Origin of the sequence: Flavobacterium sp. M31R6, from assembly GCF_013284035.1 — a bacterium.
Taxonomy (GTDB): domain Bacteria; phylum Bacteroidota; class Bacteroidia; order Flavobacteriales; family Flavobacteriaceae; genus Flavobacterium.
In genome coordinates, this window is sequence record NZ_CP054141.1 from 373,312 (window position 1) to 392,940 (window position 19,629).

Genomic DNA, 19,629 nt, shown 5'->3' on the forward strand with positions numbered 1-19,629 from the left:
AGAGATTTTAGATTGCAGACTTTAGATTGCAGATTTTTGTAGCACTTTCTCGTATGCTTTTCTTTGTCCCCCTCTGAAATACACATGACCACAGAAACTGTAGCCCAATTTTTCAAAAACTTTCATCATTGCACTATTATCAAAATTGGTATCTGCTTTTACGCTGTATATGTTGTTCTGGATTGCAAAATCTTCTATACAGCCAATCATTTTTTGGGCACAACCTTTTCCCAAATATTTTTCGGAAACAGCTACTCGGTGGAAAACGACAAAGTCTTCATTAGTTAACCACTTCCCTTCAATTTTTGCATATTCAGGTTCGTCATTAATCAATATTGCACAATACCCAACTATTGTTTCTCCATCGGTCAAAACAAATCCTGCCTCTTTTTCAATGTCTTTTTGCACCACTTCGGGGTTGGGATAACCATCTTGCCATTGTTCACTTCCTTCTTCTTTTCTCCTTACTATAGCCAATTGTAAAATATCCCATATTTGAGGGATTTCAGAAATTGTAGCTTTTCTAAAGTGATAATCTGTCATTGTAATTTATTTTTTTATGTAATTGTAGTAACTTTATAATATTACAAGAAGTTTGGGATTAATTAAGTCCAACCAAAACTGGATGAACACAAACCAATCAATATCCTTTTTGTATTATTCCCAAATATATTGAATAATAAATTCAATTTCCCAAGAGTTTTTTTGAATATGAGATTTTGCTTTAGGTCTTGAAAGAACATAAATTTCTCGTTTTCCTTAAAGTTGTTATGTCTGCGAAAGGGATAGCAGCAAGCTACCGAAGTAGCGTGGATAGCCCGACCGCATTATGGAAAGGGGGCGAATAAGCGGCACCTAAAGTAGCCCCCTTTTCATAATGGGGTTTCGCCCAGATAACTTTAGAATTTAGATTGCAGAGTTCCGATTTTGGATTCCGTTTCCTATAAGCAAAAAAAATGCCTTTAATCTTTACAGAAAAAAGGCATTTTATATTATTCTAAATCTTAAATCGTTAATCAACAATCTAAAATCTGCAATCTCTATACAACTCCTTGAGCAAGCATAGCATCGGCAACTTTTACAAATCCTGCGATGTTAGCTCCTCTTACGTAGTCAACATAACCTGTTGCATCAGTACCGTATTTCACACATGAAGCGTGAATGTCTTTCATGATCATTTTTAATCTTTCATCCACTTCTTCTGAAGTCCAGCTTAAACGCAATGAGTTTTGAGACATTTCAAGTCCTGAAGTCGCTACTCCACCAGCATTTGAAGCTTTTCCTGGAGCGAATAAAATTTTAGCTTTTTGGAAAACGTGAACCGCTTCTGGCGTAGAAGGCATGTTTGCTCCTTCGGCAACACAGATACATCCGTTGGCAACAAGTTGTTTTGCTTCTTCTTCATTCAATTCGTTTTGAGTTGCACAAGGCAAGGCTACATCACATTTTACTTCCCAAGGTCGTTTCCCAGCTACATATTTTGCATTTGGATATTTTGCAACATAATCGCTGATTCTTCCTCTTAACTCATTTTTGATTTCCATTACATGAGCTAATTTATCTGTATCAATTCCATCTGCATCATAAATATATCCAGCAGAATCAGACATAGTCACTACTTTACCTCCTAATTGGATTACTTTTTCGGCAGCATATTGAGCTACGTTTCCAGATCCAGAGATAACTACAGTTTTTCCTGTAAAGCTTTCTCCTCTGGTAGCCAACATACTTTGTGCAAAATATACATCTCCATATCCAGTAGCTTCAGGACGGATTAATGAACCTCCGAAAGAAATTCCTTTACCAGTTAAAACTCCGGTAAATTCATTAACTAATCTTTTGTATTGACCAAACATATATCCAACTTCTCTTCCACCAACACCAATATCTCCAGCTGGTACGTCAGTATCGGCACCAATATGTTTAGATAATTCAGTCATGAAAGCTTGACAAAAACGCATTACCTCGTTGTCTGATTTTCCTTTTGGATCAAAATCAGCTCCACCTTTCCCACCACCCATTGGCAATGTAGTCAAACTGTTTTTGAAAGTTTGCTCGAAAGCCAAGAATTTCAAAATACTTAAATTTACAGAAGGATGGAAACGAATTCCTCCTTTATATGGTCCGATAGCCGAATTCATTTGAATACGGTATCCTCTATTTACCTGTGTATCACCTTTGTCATCTACCCAAACTACTCGGAACATAATGATACGATCTGACTCGACCATTCTTTCCAAAATCATTTTATTTTGGTATTTTTTATTTTGTTCGATGAAAGGAATTACTGTTTCAGCAACTTCAGTAACAGCTTGCATAAATTCCGGCTCGTTCGGATTTTTTTTGGCAACCAATTCGATAAAATCTGTAATACTTTGTGACATGATCATAAAATTATAAACGTTTCAAAAACGTTTCCGTTAGTTTTGCAAATATACATCTTATTCAAATATTTTAACTTTTTTTACGCATGATTACCATAAAATTATCTTTTTATTAATCATTTATAAAAAATTCAAAACATGGCATACTGTTTTTACGAAATCGATGTAGTTTTCGTAAAGAATAGAATAATATCCACTTATTTTTTATTTTAATATTATTATTATCAGTACTCCTAGTTTTTATATCTTTGTTGCGTATTCGAAAATACAATCTATCTATGATCAAACTTAAAATATTTGTATTATTCCTATTAATTGGTCTACCTCATAATTCCTTTTCTCAATTTGGAATTACACATGAAATTGGTGTAATTGCAGGTCGAGTTGAGTTTCGATCTGACTATGGACAACGAGATAACACCAGAAACAATTTAGAAAATCAGGGGTTTGGAGTTGCCGTTGTTGATTACATGAACTTTTCGTATACTGACAACTTGAATGACTATTTTAAAGAGCATTTCAAAGTAAGATCTGAACTTTCGTACAGTCAAGCCAATTTAAAACACTATGGTGAATGGGTTGAACGAGGTACTCCGGGATCCAATCGTCTCAAAGCAATGAGAGGCTCAACTGAATTGTTAAATTTAGGAATGCAACTTGAGTATAATTTAATACACATCCATGATTTTGAAAACACAATAGGCAGTTTTAATCCCTACATCGGTTTGGGACCACAAATCAGTTACTATACCGCAACTGCTACTTCTACTTTGGGGGAAATGGGCGATCCTAGTGTTACTCCTGCAAAATATTTAATCCCATCAGATGGTCATCCTCACGGATATTCCAATGAAAGTAAAGCGGTATTTTCTGCAACTCTTAATCTTGGAACTCGTTACAAGTTGACATCAATGTCTGATCTTATTCTTGACATGAGAGCTCAATATTTTGCTTCTGATTGGGTTGATGGCCTTAATCCAAATAAAGATTTATTCAAGGAAAACAAACAAAATGATTGGCTCACTTTTGTCGGCTTAGGTTATATCCTTTATTTAGACAATTAAAAAATATTTATTCAAAAAAAATCCCAACTCTTTAAAGTTGGGATTTTTTGTTTTATGCCAATGCCTGCTTCAAATCTGCAATCAAGTCATCAGCGTCTTCTATGCCAACGCTTAAACGAACCAAATCATCTGTAATTCCAACTTCTTTTCGTTTATCCTCTGGAATGGATGCATGTGTCATCAATGCCGGGTGATTCGCCAACGATTCTACACCACCTAGAGATTCTGCCAGTGTAAACACTTTTAGTTTTTCCAAAAACTGTACCGCTTCTTCTTTCTTACCTGATACAAACGTAAAAGAAACCATTCCTCCAAAGCCGCTCATTTGCTTTTTGGCAATTTCGTGATACGGATGACTCGGTAATCCAGGATAATAAACAGTTTTTATTTTGGGGTGATTGCTTAAGAATTCAACTACTTTAGTTCCATTTTCACAATGTCTTTGTACTCTCAAATGCAGTGTTTTTATTCCTCTTAGTACCAAAAAACTATCCATTGGCCCCAAGGTTGCCCCTGTAGCAAACTGTTGAAAATGCAATTGATTACCCAGGGCTTCGTCTTTTACAATCAAAGCACCCGCAATTACATCTGAGTGCCCTCCCAAATATTTGGTAGCCGAGTGCATAACGATATCCGCTCCTAAGTCCAACGGTTTTTGCAAATAAGGTGTTGCAAAAGTATTATCCACAGCAAAAAGGATATTATTCGCTTTAGTAATTTTGGCGATTTCTTGAATGTCGGCCAATTTCATCAAAGGATTGGTTGGTGTTTCTACCCAAACTAATTTTGTATTGCTATTAATTAATGACTTGAATTTATCCAAATCATTCATATCAACAAAATGAAACACAATTCCGCTATCTTTATAAATACGCGTAAACATTCTGTAGGTTCCTCCGTATAAATCATCCATAGCGATAATTTCATCACCCGCTTTAAACGATCTTAAAATACAATCGGTAGCTGCCAGTCCTGATGAAAAAGCCAATCCACGAGTTCCATTTTCAATACTGGCCAATGCCATTTCCAAAGCAGTTCGTGTTGGATTTGCAGCTCTACTGTATTCGTAATCTGGATTAAACGGCTTTCCGGGGCTTGTTTGCACAAAGGTTGACGTTTGATAAACGGGAGGCATTACTGCTCCTGTACTAGGGTCATGATGTTGTCCACCATGAATCACTTTGGTATTGAATTTCATTGTTTATTTTTTTTGATTTTTCTATCAGTAACTCTCTGACTTTTTATTTCCCCAAAAGTTATATAAACTTTCTTATGTTCATCATAATTCCAATATGCAATCCTTCATGGAAATTATTGAATTGTATAGCTCCTTTTGCGCTTTGCAAAACAAATCCCGTCGAAGTTGGATACTCCTGATAGTTTACAAAAACGCCATTGTTATAATCTTTTTCTGCCTGCTCAATTGCCTTAAACAATAAAGACTTTATTTCATCTACCTCTTCTTGGGTAACATCACTCTCAGGTTTGGTCCCTTTTCGATACTTTTCAATCATTTCATCAGACACCAATATTGGTAAACCCGATAATTTATATACCAATAATTGTTGTGTCACTACGATATGACCAATATTCCATATTAAATTATTACTGAATCCTTCCGGAATTTTATTCAATTGTTCGAGTGTATGATTCTCTAAAAATTGAGCCACCCATTTTCTGCTAGTTCTGCTTATTTCAAATGTATCTTGCATGATTGTAATTTTTGCATAAAATTAAACATTTTAAGTATCAAATGATTTTCTTTGCAATTAGAAAATAGAAAATAATGAACAAAATATACTATCTCGCATCTTGTGACACTTGTCGAAAAATAATAAAATCACTTCCAAAAGACCATGATTTGGTTTTTCATGACATCAAGCAAAACCCAATTACTGTTGAAGAACTAGAGGAAATGTATCGCCTTTCGGGAAGTTACGAAGCGCTGTTCAGCAAAAAGGCACAATTATATAAATCGATGGATTTAAAAAACAAATCCCTCACCGAAGATGATTACAAAAAATACATCTTGGAGCATTATACTTTCCTTAGTCGTCCTGTTTTTATCATAAATGACAAAATATACATTGGCAATACGCAACAAAATATTCTTCAAGTAATGAAAGCGTTGAGTTAATGTCAAAAAGAAATCTTGCCTTAATTGGCGCTACTATTGTTTCCATAATTTACGGTGTCACTTTTACCATTGCCAAAGATGTGATGCCAAAATACATCGATGCTTATGGGTTCATCCTTTTGCGTGCCGGTGGTTCTATGCTCCTGTTTTGGTTGGTTTGGCTTTTTATGCCAAAAGAAAAAATTGCACTCAATGATATCCCTCGAATTATAGCTGCTGCTTTTTTTGGGGTAGCATTCAATATGCTGACTTTTTTCAAGGGTTTGAGTCTAACCTCTCCCATTTCGGCGGCAGTAATTATGGTTTCGACTCCTATGATTGTATTAGTTCTTTCTGCCATAATCATGAAAGAACGGATGAAAAAAAGAATGATATTCGGCATTATTCTTGGTTTGATCGGAACTGCTTCTCTAATCCTTTACGGAAAGTCTATTGGTGACACCTCTCAATCTGGGCTGGGTAATTTTCTGGTTTTGGTTAACGCCATTTCGTATGGATTTTACTTGATTATTGTCAAGAAATTAATGAATAAATACAATGCTTTTACATTTGTAAAATGGATTTATTTGTTAGGTTTTCTAATGGTTTTACCTTTTGGCTGGAGCGAATTTTCAGCTGTTGATTGGACTATTGTTCCAACTGCTATTTACTGGAAAATAAGTTTTGTGGTCGTGATCTCGACTTTCCTAACCTATTTGTTGAACCTTCTTTCGATGAAAGAATTGAAACCAACCACTGTAGCCGTTTTTATTTATCTGCAACCTTTATTTGCTTCTGTTTTTGCGATAAGTTTAGGGAAAGATACACTGAGTCTGATTAAAATTGGGTCGGCCCTATTAATCTTTTCAGGAGTATATCTGGTTACCATGAAGAAGCCTTAATTCCGGTTTCTTGATATTATTTGAACATTCAAAACGGCCATTTATTTTTATTACATTTACATAAAAACAGGTAATATGGATAAACTCAAAGATTTTCTCTACCTCAACAAATATGAGATTTTGCTATTCGGATTGATTCAACACTTATTTATTGGTGTTTTATTTTCCGATTTATCAGGAGCTCTCAAAATAGTTTGGGTAATGAATATCATCATACTTGGTTTTACCACAGTTGGAATTTTTATCCAAAAAGGAAAAAGGAAGAATCAGATTCGGAATATACTTTTATTCTTGGTCGTTTTGATAACGTTAGGAATCCCATTTAACAATGAAAATTTGTTTTTTTTGATTGCCGTTAATGTGATCTATATACTGTTTTTTATTTTCATCTTTTGGGAGGTTTTGAAATTTTTAATTAGCCCCAGCTATATCAACAAAGATGTGATTTCTGCCGCCGCTTGTGGTTATTTTCTACTGATTGAAATTAGTGTTTTTATCATGCAAACCCATTTTTATCAAAATCCAAATGCCTTTAAAGGGATAGATACTTCAACGCCCTATGCCTCCTTCACGGACTTGGTTTATTTTTGTTGCATTACTTTTTCGAGTATCGGTTTTGGAGATATCACACCCAATAGTCAACAAACCAAATTATTCACCTCACTATTAGGTATAATAGGACAATTTTATTCTGTAGTCCTCGTTGGAATTTTGATTAGTAAATTTTCCTCCTATAAAAAATAAAAAAAATCGATTTCCTAATAAACGTAAGAATCCTGTAAGTCATTACAGAATATAGGCCTCTGAAACTTTTTCCTTATCTTTGAACACTTTTAGACAAAAATATGATACAATCGATGACTGGCTTTGGTAAAGCCACTTTGCAATTACCATCCAAAAAAATTACAGTAGAAGTAAAATCTTTAAACAGTAAAGGTTTAGATTTAAATGTACGAATGCCTTCTCTATATCGCGAAATGGAGCTGGGTTTACGCAACCAAATTGCACTGAAACTAGAAAGAGGTAAAGTAGATTTTTCTATTTTTATCGAAAGTACCGCAGAACAAACATCTACGAAGGTTAACGTACCTATCGTGCGAGCCTACATCAATCAACTAAGAGAAGTATATGCTGATGCTGATGAAACCGAATTGATGAAAATGGCAGTGCGTATGCCCGACACCATGAAAATAGAACGTGAGGAAATAGACGAAAATGACTGGATTCAAATCCAAACCGTGATCGAAGAAGCGTTACAAAATATTTTGAATTTCAGAAAAGACGAAGGACAATCTCTGGAAAATGAATTTCAATTGCGTATCGGAAACATTAGTCAATATATGAATGAAGCTTTGGCACTAGACCCAGAGCGCGTTCAAGCGATAAAAGACCGTTTGCAAACTGCCATTTCAGAATTAAAAGTAAACGTAGATGAAAACCGTTTTGAACAGGAATTGATTTATTACCTAGAAAAACTGGACATTACCGAAGAAAAAGTACGTTTGACAAACCATTTGGATTACTTCTTAGAAACAATAAACGGAACGGAAGCCAACGGTAGAAAACTAGGATTCATTACTCAGGAAATGGGACGTGAAATCAACACTATGGGATCCAAATCGAATCACGCGCAAATGCAAAAATTAGTGGTTCAGATGAAAGACGAATTGGAAAAAATTAAAGAACAGGTGCTTAATGTACTATAAAGTCAACCTGCAAGGTTTTTTTCAATCCTTGTAGGTTTCTTATTTTAAAACCATACCTACAAGGTTCAAAAAAAACCTTGCAGGAAAAGCATAAAACAATGAAAAAGGGAAAATTAATTGTATTCTCGGCACCATCGGGATCAGGAAAAACAACCATAGTTAGGCATTTATTAGGAAAAGAAGATTTGAATTTGGAATTTTCTATTTCGGCAGCTACGCGTGAAGCACGTGGTGAAGAAGTAAGTGGAAAGGATTATTACTTTATGTCTTTGGATGAATTTAAAAAACACATCAAAGCAGAAGATTTTGTGGAATGGGAAGAAGTCTATCGTGATAATTTTTATGGCACGCTAAAAAGTGAAGTAGAACGTATTTGGGCCAAAGGAAAAAACGTGATTTTTGACATTGATGTTGCTGGTGGTTTACGCATCAAACATAAATTCCCAGAGGAAACTTTGGCTGTGTTTGTAAAACCACCAAGTGTTGATGAGCTCAAAAGAAGACTCAAAGAACGCTCAACAGAAAGTGATGACAAAATCAATATGCGTATAGCAAAAGCTTCTGTAGAACTGGCGACTGCACCTCAATTTGATGTAATTATAAAAAACTATGATTTGCCTATTGCCCTTGAAGAAGCCTATCAATTGGTGAAGGATTTTGTAAACACGGATTCCACAAATTAGCACAGATTTTTGAATTTGTGAAAATTTGTGACATCTGTGTTATTTCAAATAATTAGTTTCTATGAAAATCGGACTTTATTTCGGAACGTTTAATCCCATTCATATTGGGCATCTCATCATTGCCAATCACATGGCGGAACATGCCGATTTGGATCAGGTCTGGATGGTCGTTACGCCACACAATCCTCTCAAAAAGAAGTCAACTTTGCTAGACGATTACCATCGTTTGCAAATGGTGTATCTTGCCACCGAAAATTTTCCAAAAATAAAACCTTCGGATATTGAGTTCAAATTATCCCAACCTAATTATACTGTAAATACATTGGCTCACTTACAGGAAAAATATCCTGATCATGAATTCTCGTTGATTATGGGTGAAGACAATTTAAAATCATTGCACAAATGGAAAAATTATGAAGTGATTTTGGAACATCATGACATTTATGTTTATCCCCGCATTTCCTCGGAAGCAGAAAATTTGGAACTAAAAAATCATCCGAAAATTCATTTGATCGATGCTCCTGTTGTAGAAATATCTTCGACCGACATTCGTCACAATATCAAAAAAAGCAAAAACGTTCAGCCTTTATTGCCCCATAAAGTTTGGGATTATATTGACCATAATAATTTTTATAAGAAATAGTTAGCCCAAAAGTTCTTTTAATTCCGTTTCAATTTCCTGAAAAATCGGACTCAAATTTTCATTTTTACCCGACAGTAAAAAAACATCAGTACTGGGCATTTCTTTGCTGTTCCATATCAGCTGTAGTTTTTTTTCTTCAATCATTTTTTTAGCATTAACGTCCCAAGTAACCGCAAATCCTGTGTTTTTACTAAGTATTTCAAGCATTTCATATTCTGATGGAATAATATAATTAGCCACCATCGAAGGTCTTTTTTTAGCAAAAACATGTAGCCAAAATAATTTTATATGCGGAATTCCTGCGTCATGGCTGTACCATTTTTGTTCGTTCAACCAGTTTTCGATGCCTAAAAAATCTTTACTTTTAATTTTTGCCTTTAAAACTGAAATATCAATATCTGTAGATCCCACAACTACTTGTTTGATATCACCCACTTTTTTCTGAATTGTATCAAAAGTGTCAAACTTCTTGGTTACTATTGCAAAATCTAATTTTTTGGAATTTACCAAATCAAATAGTGCATCATTATTATGGAACGTAAAATCTATAAAATCAAATTTGGCTACCAAAGCGCTCCCAATACTGCTCATCAAATGTCTCGAAATTCCAACGGACAATAACCGATTGGCATTGAAAGCCTTGGCTCTAAAACCATTCTCGACATTTTCCAATCGGTCTAAAGCATCAATGATTAAATTATTGAGTAACTTAGCATATTCTGTTGGTTCAACCCCCTTGGACTTTCGATTGAAAAGCTTGTAGCCAACATGTGCCTCCAACATAACTATTTGCTGACTTACAGCTGGTTGACTTATAAATAATTCTTTGGCTGCCAAAGAAAAATTTCCATTTTTATAAACAGATTTAAATGTCCGATACCATTCTAAATTAACCATGATATAAATATATTTATCACAAACATAATTTAAATTATTTTTACTAATACCATATTCCACATAAATTTGCGGTATCAAAAAAATTAGTGATGAAAAAAATAACTGTATTAACTATTCTAGCATTAACCGTGGGTTGCTTTATGGCAACTGCACAAAAACAAAATAACAAGAAGATGAAAAAAGTATTATTCGTAGTTACCAGTCACGATCAATTGGGTAACACAGGAGAAAAAACAGGATTTTGGACAGAAGAATTGGCTGCACCTTATTATGCTTTGCTTGACCAAGGCGTGATTATTGACATTGCCACCCCAAAGGGAGGACAACCTCCTATTGACCCAAAAAGTGCCGATCCTTCATCAGCAACCGAAGACACTAAACGTTTTGACGCCGATACCGTTTTATTGGAAAAACTAAAAAATACCAAAAAATTATCCGATGTGAATCAAGCTGATTATGATGCAGTTTTTTATCCAGGAGGTCACGGACCGCTTTGGGATTTGGTTGAAGATAAAAATTCCCTTGCATTAATTGAATCTTTTTATACCCATAAAAAACCAGTTGCTTTTGTGTGTCACGCACCAGCTGCTTTGAAAAACGTAAAAGTAAATGGAGAATTTTTGGTAAAAGGAAAAAAAGTAACTGGATTTGCCAATACCGAAGAAGAAGCAGTTGGATTAACCAAAATCGTTCCTTTTTTATTGGAAGATGCATTGCAAGCCAATGGAGCAACTTATAGCAAAGTAGCCGATTGGCATCCTTATGCTGTGGAAGATGGTCTACTAATTACAGGTCAAAATCCAGCTTCGTCTAAATTAGTTGCTGAAAAATTATTAGCTAAATTGAATTCAAAAAAATAACTTGAAGTTGCTAAGATTCTGAGAAACTAAGATTCTAAGTGTTCAAAACTTAGCGACTTAGTTTCTTAGTAACTTAGTTTCTCTTTTAAAAAACAAACACTATGTTAAATTTCGAATTATACAATCCTACCAAATTAGTTTTTGGGAAAGGACAAATAGAAAAATTATCAACCTTGATTCCTTCCAATGCGAAAATCCTTCTCGCTTACGGTGGCGGAAGTATTTTTAAAAATGGAATCCATGAGCAAGTTCGCAAAAGTCTGGAAGGATTCGAAATTGTCGAATTTGGAGGAATTGAAGCCAATCCACATTTTGAAACTTTGATGAAAGCCGTTGCTGTCATCAGAGAGCAAAAAATTGATTTTATTCTGGCTGTTGGTGGCGGAAGCGTTATCGATGGTGTGAAATTTATTTCGGCAGCTGTTCCTTTTGAAGGTGACCCAATTAACATTCTTAAAAAGCGAATTCTTTTCAAAGAAGGATCAAATGTGATTCCGTTTGGTACTGTTTTAACTTTGCCTGCAACGGGAAGTGAAATGAATTCCGGTTCGGTGGTGACTATTGCAGCGACTCAGGAAAAATTAGATTTTGGTGGATCTGCTTTATTTCCTAAGTTTTCAATTTGTGATCCTACCGTAATTGCTTCACTACCAAAAAGACAATTGCAAAATGGAGTTGTAGATGCTTACACTCACGTTTTGGAGCAATACCTAACCTATGTGCACGAAGGTTATTTGCAAGATAGAATTGCCGAAAGCATTTTGCAAACCCTAATTCAAATAGGACCAGATGTGGTAGAAAACCCAACCGATTATGCTCTAGCTTCCAATTTTATGTGGAGCTGTACCATGGCTTTAAACGGGTTAATCCAAAAAGGAGTTCCAAGTGACTGGGCAACTCATATGATTGGGCACGAATTGACAGCGCTTTACGGAATTGACCATGCCCGAACGTTGGCAATTATTGGACCAAACTTATACAAAGTAATGTTTGAAACCAAAAAAGAAAAATTGGCACAATACGGAAAACGCGTGTTTAATTTAACAGGAACAGAGGAAGAAATTGCTTCGGCAGCCATTGAAAAAACAGTAGCCTTCTTTCATACTATGGGAATGAAAACCTTGCTTTCTGAAAATGCTGAAAATTTTGAAAAAACAGCTGATTTTATAGTAGACCGTTTTGAAAAAAGAGGTTGGAAAGCTTTGGGAGAAAAACAAAATATTACTTTAGAAAAAGTGAAAGAGATTGTTTTAATGAGTTATTGATTTTAGTAAAAATACTGCATAAAAAAGGCGTTCACTTAACCAATAAGAACGCCTTTTTAAAATACTAAAACAAAACTAACTAACTCAATCTTCATATTTAAATTCTAAACAATTTATTTATAATGACTTACAACGCAAGTATTGTATTTATATTGTGTAAAATCAAAAAATATTGCAAATAATTTATTTTTTTATTAAAAACTTTATAAGGCCCCATAAATTCAAGCCTTGTTTAAAAAATTAATTTGTGTTATTGGTATATTTTTAAGTACTTTTGATGAAATTTAATAAAAAAATGGCCGATAATTTAAAATTTGCAGTGATTGGCGGCGGAAGCTGGGCTACTGCTATCGCTAAGATGTTGTGCGTAAATCTTCCCGAGATTTCATGGTATATGCGAAATGATGCTGCTATAGAACACATTAAAACCCACAAACACAATCCCAATTACTTAAGCTCTGTTGAGTTTGACAACAAAAAACTAAAACTTACCAACGATATCAACGAAGCCGTTGCTTATGCAGATTATATCATATTTGCAATTCCTTCCGCTTTTTTGAATAGCGAACTCGAAAAACTAACGGTTTCCCTAAAAGACAAAATAATTTTTTCTGCCATAAAAGGAATTGTTCCTGAAACCAGTTTGATTGTGGGAGAACATTTTCATTACAAATACGACATCCCTTATTATAATATTGGTGTAATTACAGGGCCTTGTCACGCTGAAGAAGTAGCATTGGAAAGACTTTCGTACTTAACCATTGCCTGTGGTGATCCGGACAAAGCCTCAATAGTAGCCAAAAATTTATCCGGAAATTATATCAAAGCAAAAATATCAGACGACATTATTGGAACTGAATATGCCGCAATGCTTAAAAACATTTATTCTATTGCCGCAGGAATTGCACATGGATTGGGTTATGGCGATAATTTCCAATCGGTTATAATGAGTAATGCCATTCGCGAGATGAAGAAATTCATCAAGAAAGTGCACAAAATGAAGCGTAACATCAATGATTCGGCCTATTTGGGCGATTTATTGGTTACGGGTTATTCTGTTTTTTCGAGAAACAGAATGTTCGGCAATATGATTGGGAAAGGCTACACTGTACAAGCTGCACAAATGGAGATGAGCATGGTTGCCGAGGGTTATTATGCCGTAAAAAGTGCCTACAAACTCAACCAAGGTTATGGTGCCAAAACTCCTATTATTGATGCTGTTTATGCCATTTTGTATGAAGGAAAAGAAGCTAAAGCCGTGTTCAAAAAACTGACTGAAGAACTTGATTAGATTTCAGTCTGCAGACCCGAGCGAAAGCGAACTGGCGGAGCAATTCAGATTGAGAAAAAACAACAAAAAAGGCATTTTCTAATTTAAGAAAATGCCTTTTTTGTTGTTATTATAAAATCTTTTATTTTACCATTACTCCATCAACAAACAAGAGTGGCACTTCTTCCACGTTGGTTTCATTGATGCTGTTGGCTTTGAAAATAAATTTTTTATCGTATAATGTGTTTCCGATGAAATACGTTACCATAAACTCATTGTTAAGTGCCAATACACTTTTTTCCATCATTTCGATTTTCACAACTGAAACAGCTGGAACCTCCATAAAAGCATGACGCAAAAGAGAGGTTTTTTTCATTTCTCCGTCGATGGTTCCAAAAGCTTTAGAAACTACCATAACGCTGTCAAGTTGGAAATCACTATCGTTTATTAAATAGGCATACCACACTTTTTCCATAAAATCGTCGCTCCATTCTTGGACGGCAGCAAGGAATACGTTTTCTACTTCGGGGATGGTGATGTCGGATTTCATTTGATTGTTGATTATTGATTAACGATTGTTGATTGCAGATTTAACTTCTAAAATTAAAAATCGTTAATTATTTATTGTTGTATTAAACTAAATATCTTGAATACGGAATGCCCTAGCCCAGATGGAAACGGCATCCTTTTTCTTTTTCCTTTAAAAAGAAAAAGATATAGTGGACAGCTGGAAATAGCTCCTTCCCCTGAATCTGATTAATGCTTTTTGATTTCAGGTTTAAACTTCTAAAATCAAAAATCTTAAATTTTTATATGCTTGATTTAAATTGTTCCAAGAAACGCACGTCATTTTCATAAAACATACGGATGTCACCAATTTGGTACAACAACATCGCGATACGCTCGATTCCCATTCCAAATGCAAAACCGTTGTACTCGTCTGGATTGATGTCGCAGTTTTTAAGTACGTTTGGATCTACCATTCCGCAACCCATAATTTCCAACCAACCGGTTCCTTTGGTGATACGGTAATCGGTTTCGGTTTTTAAACCCCAATAAATATCAACCTCGGCGCTTGGTTCTGTAAATGGGAAGTATGAAGGTCTCAAACGGATTTTTGATTTTCCGAACATTTCTTTCGTGAAATACAAAAGAGTTTGTTTTAGATCTGCAAAAGAAACGTCCTTGTCGATATACAATCCTTCCACTTGGTGAAAGATACAGTGCGAGCGCGACGAAACGGCCTCATTACGGAAAACTCTACCAGGAGAAATAGTTCTAATTGGCGGTTTGTTGTTCTCCATATAACGCACCTGGACAGATGAAGTGTGCGTACGCAACAAAATATCAGGATTCGTCTGAATGAAAAAGGTATCCTGCATATCACGAGCCGGGTGGTATTCCGGTAGATTCAATGCTGTAAAATTGTGCCAATCGTCCTCAATTTCCGGACCTTCGGAAACGTTGAACCCGATGTTTGAAAAGACATCTATAATTTGGTTTTTTACCAACGAAATAGGATGACGGGAACCAATAATTGTTGGTTCGGCCGTACGAGTCAAATCGCCGTAAATTCCTTTGGATTCTTCTTTATCAGCCAAAGCTTCCTGAATGGATTTTACTTTCTCTTCAGCAGAAGTTTTAAGTAAATTGATTACTTGTCCAAATTCCTTTTTTTGGTCATTGGGCACATTTTTGAATTCAGCAAAAAGATCTTTCAATAAACCTTTGGTTCCTAGAAATTTTATTCTAAATGCTTCTAATTCTGCTGTATTTTGTGTGGAGAACGCCTGAGCTTCACCAATATATTCTTTTATCTTGTCTATCATCTGTCTTTTACTAAGGGTGCAAATTTAAGAAATTTGTTTAAAGTTTAAGGTTTAAAAGTTTAAAGTTTCCCTTATAAATTCGGGTTTATAGAGAAAAATATTTACTTTATTTTAAAAACTAAAAATTTGTAGCCATTTTAATAAACTGAATACTAAAAACTGCTTACTGAATACTAATCTATCACTTCTCTTTCCAGAAAATAATTAACGATTGCTTCTTTCATTAAAACGGATTGTTCTCCTGCTTTTAGAGGCGGTAATTGCTCCTTTACTTTATAATGTGGCCAGCCTTCTTCATCAAAAAATTCGAATTCGTAGAATCCATAGGGTTCCAACAATCGGCAAATGGCGATATGCATCAAATTTAGTTTCTCGTCTTTTTTGTATTCGCGATGTACTTTTCCCAATTCCTGTACTCCTATTAGATAAATAATAGCATCCAAATCCAAATCTTCTCCTTGTGAAAATTGATTGGAAAGTATATCGACAAGCCGTTCCCAGCGTTCTTTTAATTGTGTGTCTCTTGACATTATTATTTTTGATTGTAGATTAACGATTTTTGATTGCAGATTTATTCCGCACATTTTCAAAAATGAAATCGAGTTATTTTGACAAAGATAAGAACTTGAAAATTGACAATGGTTACCGAACAATTCTTTTATCTTTGCGCCTTTAATATTTAAAATAAATAAATGAGTTTTTTTGATATTATCATAGGTGGTTTCTTGTGCTTCTCTTTTTATAAAGGAATCAGAAATGGACTTTTTGTTGAATTGGCTTCCCTAATTTCTCTTATTTTGGGAATTTACATTGCCATAAAATTTTCTGACGTACTGAAAAGTGTTATATCGGGTTCGCTGCATTGGAATCCTTATACTATTCAGGTGTTTGCATTTATCCTAACTTTTATTGTCGTGGTTATTGGTGTTTATATGCTTGGAAAGCTCTTGACCAATATAGCCGATTTTGCCTTTTTAGGCTGGATAAACAGTCTTGGTGGCGGTTTTTTCAGGGTATTGAAAACCATTTTGATCATCAGCATATTTTTTACGCTTTTTGAAAAAATGAACTACCATAACTATTTGGCCAAAAAAGAAACACTTGATAAATCTATTTTCTTTAACCCCATTCAAAAAGTTGCTGCGTTTGTTTTTCCTTCTATTGAAAAATGGTACGATAAAGCAAGGAAGTAGTTTTTGAGATAGCAGATTTTAGACTGCGGATTTTAGATTTCTTTAATCCCATAAGATTATTTTTTAACGAATAATACCTAATACCAAAAAATAGAGTAGCCGACAGTTGAAAACTGTGGACTACTCTATTTTTATTTTATAAATCTAGTTATTGTTTATTTATTTTGAAATCAAAATATTAATAGAACTTGAATCTGCTTTCTGAAATCTGAACACTAATCCTTCACTTCTTTAATCGACCTGGCATCAATCCACCCTTCGGTTCCATCGGTCAATTGAATTTTTTTCCAGTATCCTAATGTTTCCTCCACATAGACTTTAGTCCCTGCGTGCAGGACAAAAGTAGTTGCGCTTGCGTTTTGGGGTTCGCTTCTTACATCTGCAACTTCAGCAAAAACGATGGCTGGTCTTTCATTGTCGAAATGGCTTTTTTCGAAAAAAGCTGCCGAGATACTCATTACTAGAAGCAATAATATTACAAACATTCCCACAAAGAAAACTCTTTTTACAACTACTGTTTGATAAAAATAATACCCCATAAAAAACAACAAGAACAAGAAAGCAAAACTAATGGTAATCCAGGCCCAAGTATCGAAAGGATAAATCCCCGTAAAGTCGCGCAGCATTTTCCCGAAACCTACTTTTGGAACTTCTTTGATTTCGTCTATAGTTTGTTTTTGGGCAAATTTTATATTGTTTAAAGCATCTTTGTCGGAAGGGTTCAAAACCAAAGCTTTCTCATAATTATAAATTGCTGGAGCTATTTGGTGCAACTTATAATAACAATTCCCTAAATTAAAATATACTTCGACAGACTCTTTGTTGGCGGCCAAAACAGATTCATAGGCTTTGGCAGCCTCTTCATACTTCCCGTTTTGGTACAAAATATTTCCTTTTTCAAAACCCGTTTGGGCATAGAAAACTTGTGAGATTAATAATAGTATGTAAAAAATCTTTTTCATTTTAATTTTTTTTAAGATGCTAAGTTGCTAAGATTCTGAGTTTCTTAGAATCTTAGCAACTTAGGTATTAAATCTGTTTTTCTAATTCAGAAATGATGGCTACCGCTTTATCAAAATCATGTTGTATCGTTGCACTTGATGACGGTGCATATCTCGCAATCTCGCAATTCTCAGTAAGTGCAATAAAATCATTGACCACTTCCGGTTTGGCTTTTCTGGACAACAACAGTTCCTTAATATTATCTTTACTCATTTCTGAAGTCTCGATATGCAACTTGGCTTTTAAGAAATTATGCATCGCTTTCTCCAAGGCAACGTAGAAAGGTTCTTTGTTGTTGATTTGTTTTTTGGCTTCCGATAAATATTTCTTAGCCAATTTGTTGTTCATTTTGATTCGGTTTCCAAAAACATCACTGTCAATTGCTTCTTTTTTCTTTTTGAACAACACAATTATAGGAAGCAACAAAAATGGCAAAAACAATAATCCATAGAATTTATCAGAACCAAAAAACACAGGTTCATCTCTTGTGACCAATTTTGTTTTTAAGTCAATATATTTAAATTGCTCAACTCCATCTATTTTATTTTTCCCAACACTGGCCGTTGCAGATGCCTCTGCTGTTTGTGTAGGTCCGTCAAGAACATTGATTTTAATTTCAGAAGAACTTATTGTTTTGTAGGTTCCAGTCCCTAAATCAAAATACGAAAAATGCAACGGTTTTATGACATAGTCTCCCTTGTATTGTGGTATAATAGTATAAGAATCCGATATTTTACCGGTCATTCCAGACAGTGGTGTGTTTACTTTTTCGTCATGCACTGCATCATACATTTCTAATGCATTAGGCACTTCAGGCTTAGGCAAAGTAAACAATTTAAGATTTCCAGTTCCAACCACACTCAAAACTAAATCCAAACTTTCTCCATTCTTCAATGTAGTTTTAGATGGAATTGCCTTGAAATCAAATTTTCCTACTGCACCTGTAAAATCTAGTGGTTTACCAGCTTCTGGCAAAGGTTTTACATTAATGGTTTTGGCTCCGGCAGAAACTCTTTTGCTGTCTTCAACCAATATAACTCGACCGAATATATCTCTACGATTCGTTGGTAATTGAACTCCAATATTTAACGAAAGTGGTTCTATAACCAGTTTTCCTGATTTTTGAGGGTATAAAACTGTTTTACGCAAAACAACATAACGGTATTGCTCACCTTTGAACATTCCCTCTTCAGGAACCAATCGTTTGATATCAATGTTCTGATTCCAAAAATCATTATATTTTGGCTTGCTTACTTCTTCAAAACCATTAATCCCTATGTTGTTGAAATACAATTTATACACTACCGTAATAGGTTGATTAATGTATGGATTTGTGTTCGAGATATCAGCAACCAGATATAAATTACTATCAGCAGAAACTTGTGAATCATTAGGGTCTCTTGGTTGTTCCGTAGCTGCTGTTACATTGATCTTGATGGGTTGCGTTTTGTAAATCTGTCCATTATACTCAATCATTGCCTGTTTGATGACCAAAGCTCCTTTTTGATTTGGCAGCAAAAAATAAGAATAGCTTTTCTCGAAAGATGTTTTTCCATTTATCCAAGATTGGCTTACCTGCTGACTGGGCCCTGCAATAATTCTAAAGCCGTCAAAAGAAGGTTGCACAAAATTATCTCCATCAATATTCATCACAAAATCGATACGCAGTCTCTCGTTGAGTCCAAGCGTCGTTTTGCTTACTCTTGCCTCAAATTGTACTTGAGCCAAAAGTCCCTGAAAACTTAATAGGAATAGAATTAAATATCTTTTCATTACTTGTTTAATCTTTTTGTATTTAACGTTTAATCGAAAATT

Annotated in this window: 21 protein-coding genes; 11 read left to right on the forward strand and 10 right to left on the reverse strand. The window is 34.8% G+C overall.

The genetic code is table 11. From position 1 onward, the window contains the following. Positions 1-21 precede the first annotated feature (21 nt). Positions 22-543, reverse strand: a complete 522-nt coding sequence (locus HQN62_RS01535) for a GNAT family N-acetyltransferase (RefSeq protein WP_173503058.1) — start codon at positions 541-543, stop codon at positions 22-24. Between the two features lie 497 nt (positions 544-1,040). Further along, positions 1,041-2,384, reverse strand: coding sequence for an NADP-specific glutamate dehydrogenase (gene gdhA / locus HQN62_RS01540; protein WP_116796721.1), 1,344 nt, complete (start codon positions 2,382-2,384; stop codon positions 1,041-1,043). 278 nt (positions 2,385-2,662) lie between these two features. Here gdhA and HQN62_RS01545 point away from each other — a divergent pair, with 278 nt between their 5' ends. Further along, positions 2,663-3,448: a THC0290_0291 family protein gene (locus HQN62_RS01545; protein WP_116796720.1), complete on the forward strand. Its 786-nt coding sequence runs from the start codon at positions 2,663-2,665 to the stop codon at positions 3,446-3,448. A 52-nt stretch (positions 3,449-3,500) separates the two neighbouring features. Here the strand turns inward: HQN62_RS01545 and HQN62_RS01550 are convergent, their stop codons facing one another. Next, entirely contained in the window at positions 3,501-4,646 is a 1,146-nt protein-coding gene (locus HQN62_RS01550; RefSeq protein WP_173503059.1) for a cystathionine gamma-synthase, read from the reverse strand. A 58-nt stretch (positions 4,647-4,704) separates the two neighbouring features. Then, positions 4,705-5,160: a DinB family protein gene (locus HQN62_RS01555; RefSeq protein ID WP_116796718.1), complete on the reverse strand. Its 456-nt coding sequence runs from the start codon at positions 5,158-5,160 to the stop codon at positions 4,705-4,707. A 74-nt stretch (positions 5,161-5,234) separates the two neighbouring features. Here HQN62_RS01555 and HQN62_RS01560 point away from each other — a divergent pair, with 74 nt between their 5' ends. The 6 genes from HQN62_RS01560 (at position 5,235) to nadD (ending at position 9,498) form a co-directional block, all read left to right on the forward strand. After that, entirely contained in the window at positions 5,235-5,585 is a 351-nt protein-coding gene (locus HQN62_RS01560; RefSeq protein WP_173503060.1) for an arsenate reductase family protein, read from the forward strand. Next, positions 5,585-6,466: a DMT family transporter gene (locus HQN62_RS01565; RefSeq protein WP_173503061.1), complete on the forward strand. Its 882-nt coding sequence runs from the start codon at positions 5,585-5,587 to the stop codon at positions 6,464-6,466. The genes HQN62_RS01560 and HQN62_RS01565 overlap by 1 nt, the downstream gene beginning before the upstream one ends. A gap of 75 nt (positions 6,467-6,541) precedes the next feature. Next, positions 6,542-7,210 carry a potassium channel family protein gene (locus HQN62_RS01570; protein WP_173503062.1) on the forward strand — a complete coding sequence of 223 codons (669 nt, stop codon included), beginning with the start codon at positions 6,542-6,544 and terminating at the stop codon, positions 7,208-7,210. 101 nt (positions 7,211-7,311) lie between these two features. Further along, the gene (locus HQN62_RS01575) at positions 7,312-8,172 is read left to right on the forward strand and encodes a YicC/YloC family endoribonuclease (protein WP_173503063.1); all 861 of its coding nucleotides are present in this window, start codon (positions 7,312-7,314) and stop codon (positions 8,170-8,172) included. Positions 8,173-8,270: 98 nt separating this feature from the next. Next, entirely contained in the window at positions 8,271-8,855 is a 585-nt protein-coding gene (gmk, locus tag HQN62_RS01580; protein ID WP_173503064.1) for a guanylate kinase, read from the forward strand. A 61-nt stretch (positions 8,856-8,916) separates the two neighbouring features. Further along, entirely contained in the window at positions 8,917-9,498 is a 582-nt protein-coding gene (gene nadD, locus HQN62_RS01585) for a nicotinate (nicotinamide) nucleotide adenylyltransferase (RefSeq protein ID WP_173503065.1), read from the forward strand. Here the strand turns inward: nadD and HQN62_RS01590 are convergent, their stop codons facing one another. Continuing rightward, positions 9,499-10,395 (reverse strand): LysR family transcriptional regulator, encoded by an 897-nt coding sequence (locus HQN62_RS01590; RefSeq protein WP_173503066.1) that lies wholly within the window; start codon positions 10,393-10,395, stop codon positions 9,499-9,501. Positions 10,396-10,484: 89 nt separating this feature from the next. On the opposite strand from HQN62_RS01590, the gene HQN62_RS01595 reads away from it, so the two are divergent. The 3 genes from HQN62_RS01595 to HQN62_RS01605 all read left to right on the forward strand — a co-directional run bounded on the left by HQN62_RS01595 (position 10,485) and on the right by HQN62_RS01605 (position 13,811). Continuing rightward, positions 10,485-11,255: a type 1 glutamine amidotransferase domain-containing protein gene (locus HQN62_RS01595; RefSeq protein WP_173503067.1), complete on the forward strand. Its 771-nt coding sequence runs from the start codon at positions 10,485-10,487 to the stop codon at positions 11,253-11,255. Positions 11,256-11,356: 101 nt separating this feature from the next. Further along, entirely contained in the window at positions 11,357-12,520 is a 1,164-nt protein-coding gene (locus HQN62_RS01600) for an iron-containing alcohol dehydrogenase (protein WP_173503068.1), read from the forward strand. 295 nt (positions 12,521-12,815) lie between these two features. Then, on the forward strand, positions 12,816-13,811 hold the full coding sequence (locus HQN62_RS01605) for an NAD(P)H-dependent glycerol-3-phosphate dehydrogenase (RefSeq protein ID WP_116798443.1): 996 nt from the start codon (positions 12,816-12,818) through the stop codon (positions 13,809-13,811). Positions 13,812-13,932: 121 nt separating this feature from the next. Here HQN62_RS01605 and HQN62_RS01610 read toward each other — a convergent pair whose 3' ends face one another. The 3 genes from HQN62_RS01610 to HQN62_RS01620 all read right to left on the reverse strand — a co-directional run bounded on the left by HQN62_RS01610 (position 13,933) and on the right by HQN62_RS01620 (position 16,149). Beyond that, positions 13,933-14,340, reverse strand: a complete 408-nt coding sequence (locus HQN62_RS01610) for a hypothetical protein (protein WP_116796709.1) — start codon at positions 14,338-14,340, stop codon at positions 13,933-13,935. A 259-nt stretch (positions 14,341-14,599) separates the two neighbouring features. After that, positions 14,600-15,619, reverse strand: coding sequence for a phenylalanine--tRNA ligase subunit alpha (gene pheS / locus HQN62_RS01615; RefSeq protein WP_116796708.1), 1,020 nt, complete (start codon positions 15,617-15,619; stop codon positions 14,600-14,602). 173 nt (positions 15,620-15,792) lie between these two features. After that, positions 15,793-16,149, reverse strand: a complete 357-nt coding sequence (locus HQN62_RS01620; RefSeq protein WP_111408279.1) for a hypothetical protein — start codon at positions 16,147-16,149, stop codon at positions 15,793-15,795. Between the two features lie 162 nt (positions 16,150-16,311). On the opposite strand from HQN62_RS01620, the gene HQN62_RS01625 reads away from it, so the two are divergent. Beyond that, positions 16,312-16,812: a CvpA family protein gene (locus tag HQN62_RS01625; RefSeq protein WP_116796707.1), complete on the forward strand. Its 501-nt coding sequence runs from the start codon at positions 16,312-16,314 to the stop codon at positions 16,810-16,812. 215 nt (positions 16,813-17,027) lie between these two features. Here the strand turns inward: HQN62_RS01625 and HQN62_RS01630 are convergent, their stop codons facing one another. Further along, on the reverse strand, positions 17,028-17,774 hold the full coding sequence (locus HQN62_RS01630; protein ID WP_116796706.1) for a tetratricopeptide repeat protein: 747 nt from the start codon (positions 17,772-17,774) through the stop codon (positions 17,028-17,030). Positions 17,775-17,841: 67 nt separating this feature from the next. After that, positions 17,842-19,587 carry a BatD family protein gene (locus HQN62_RS01635; RefSeq protein WP_116796705.1) on the reverse strand — a complete coding sequence of 582 codons (1,746 nt, stop codon included), beginning with the start codon at positions 19,585-19,587 and terminating at the stop codon, positions 17,842-17,844. Between the last annotated feature and the right edge of the window lie 42 nt (positions 19,588-19,629).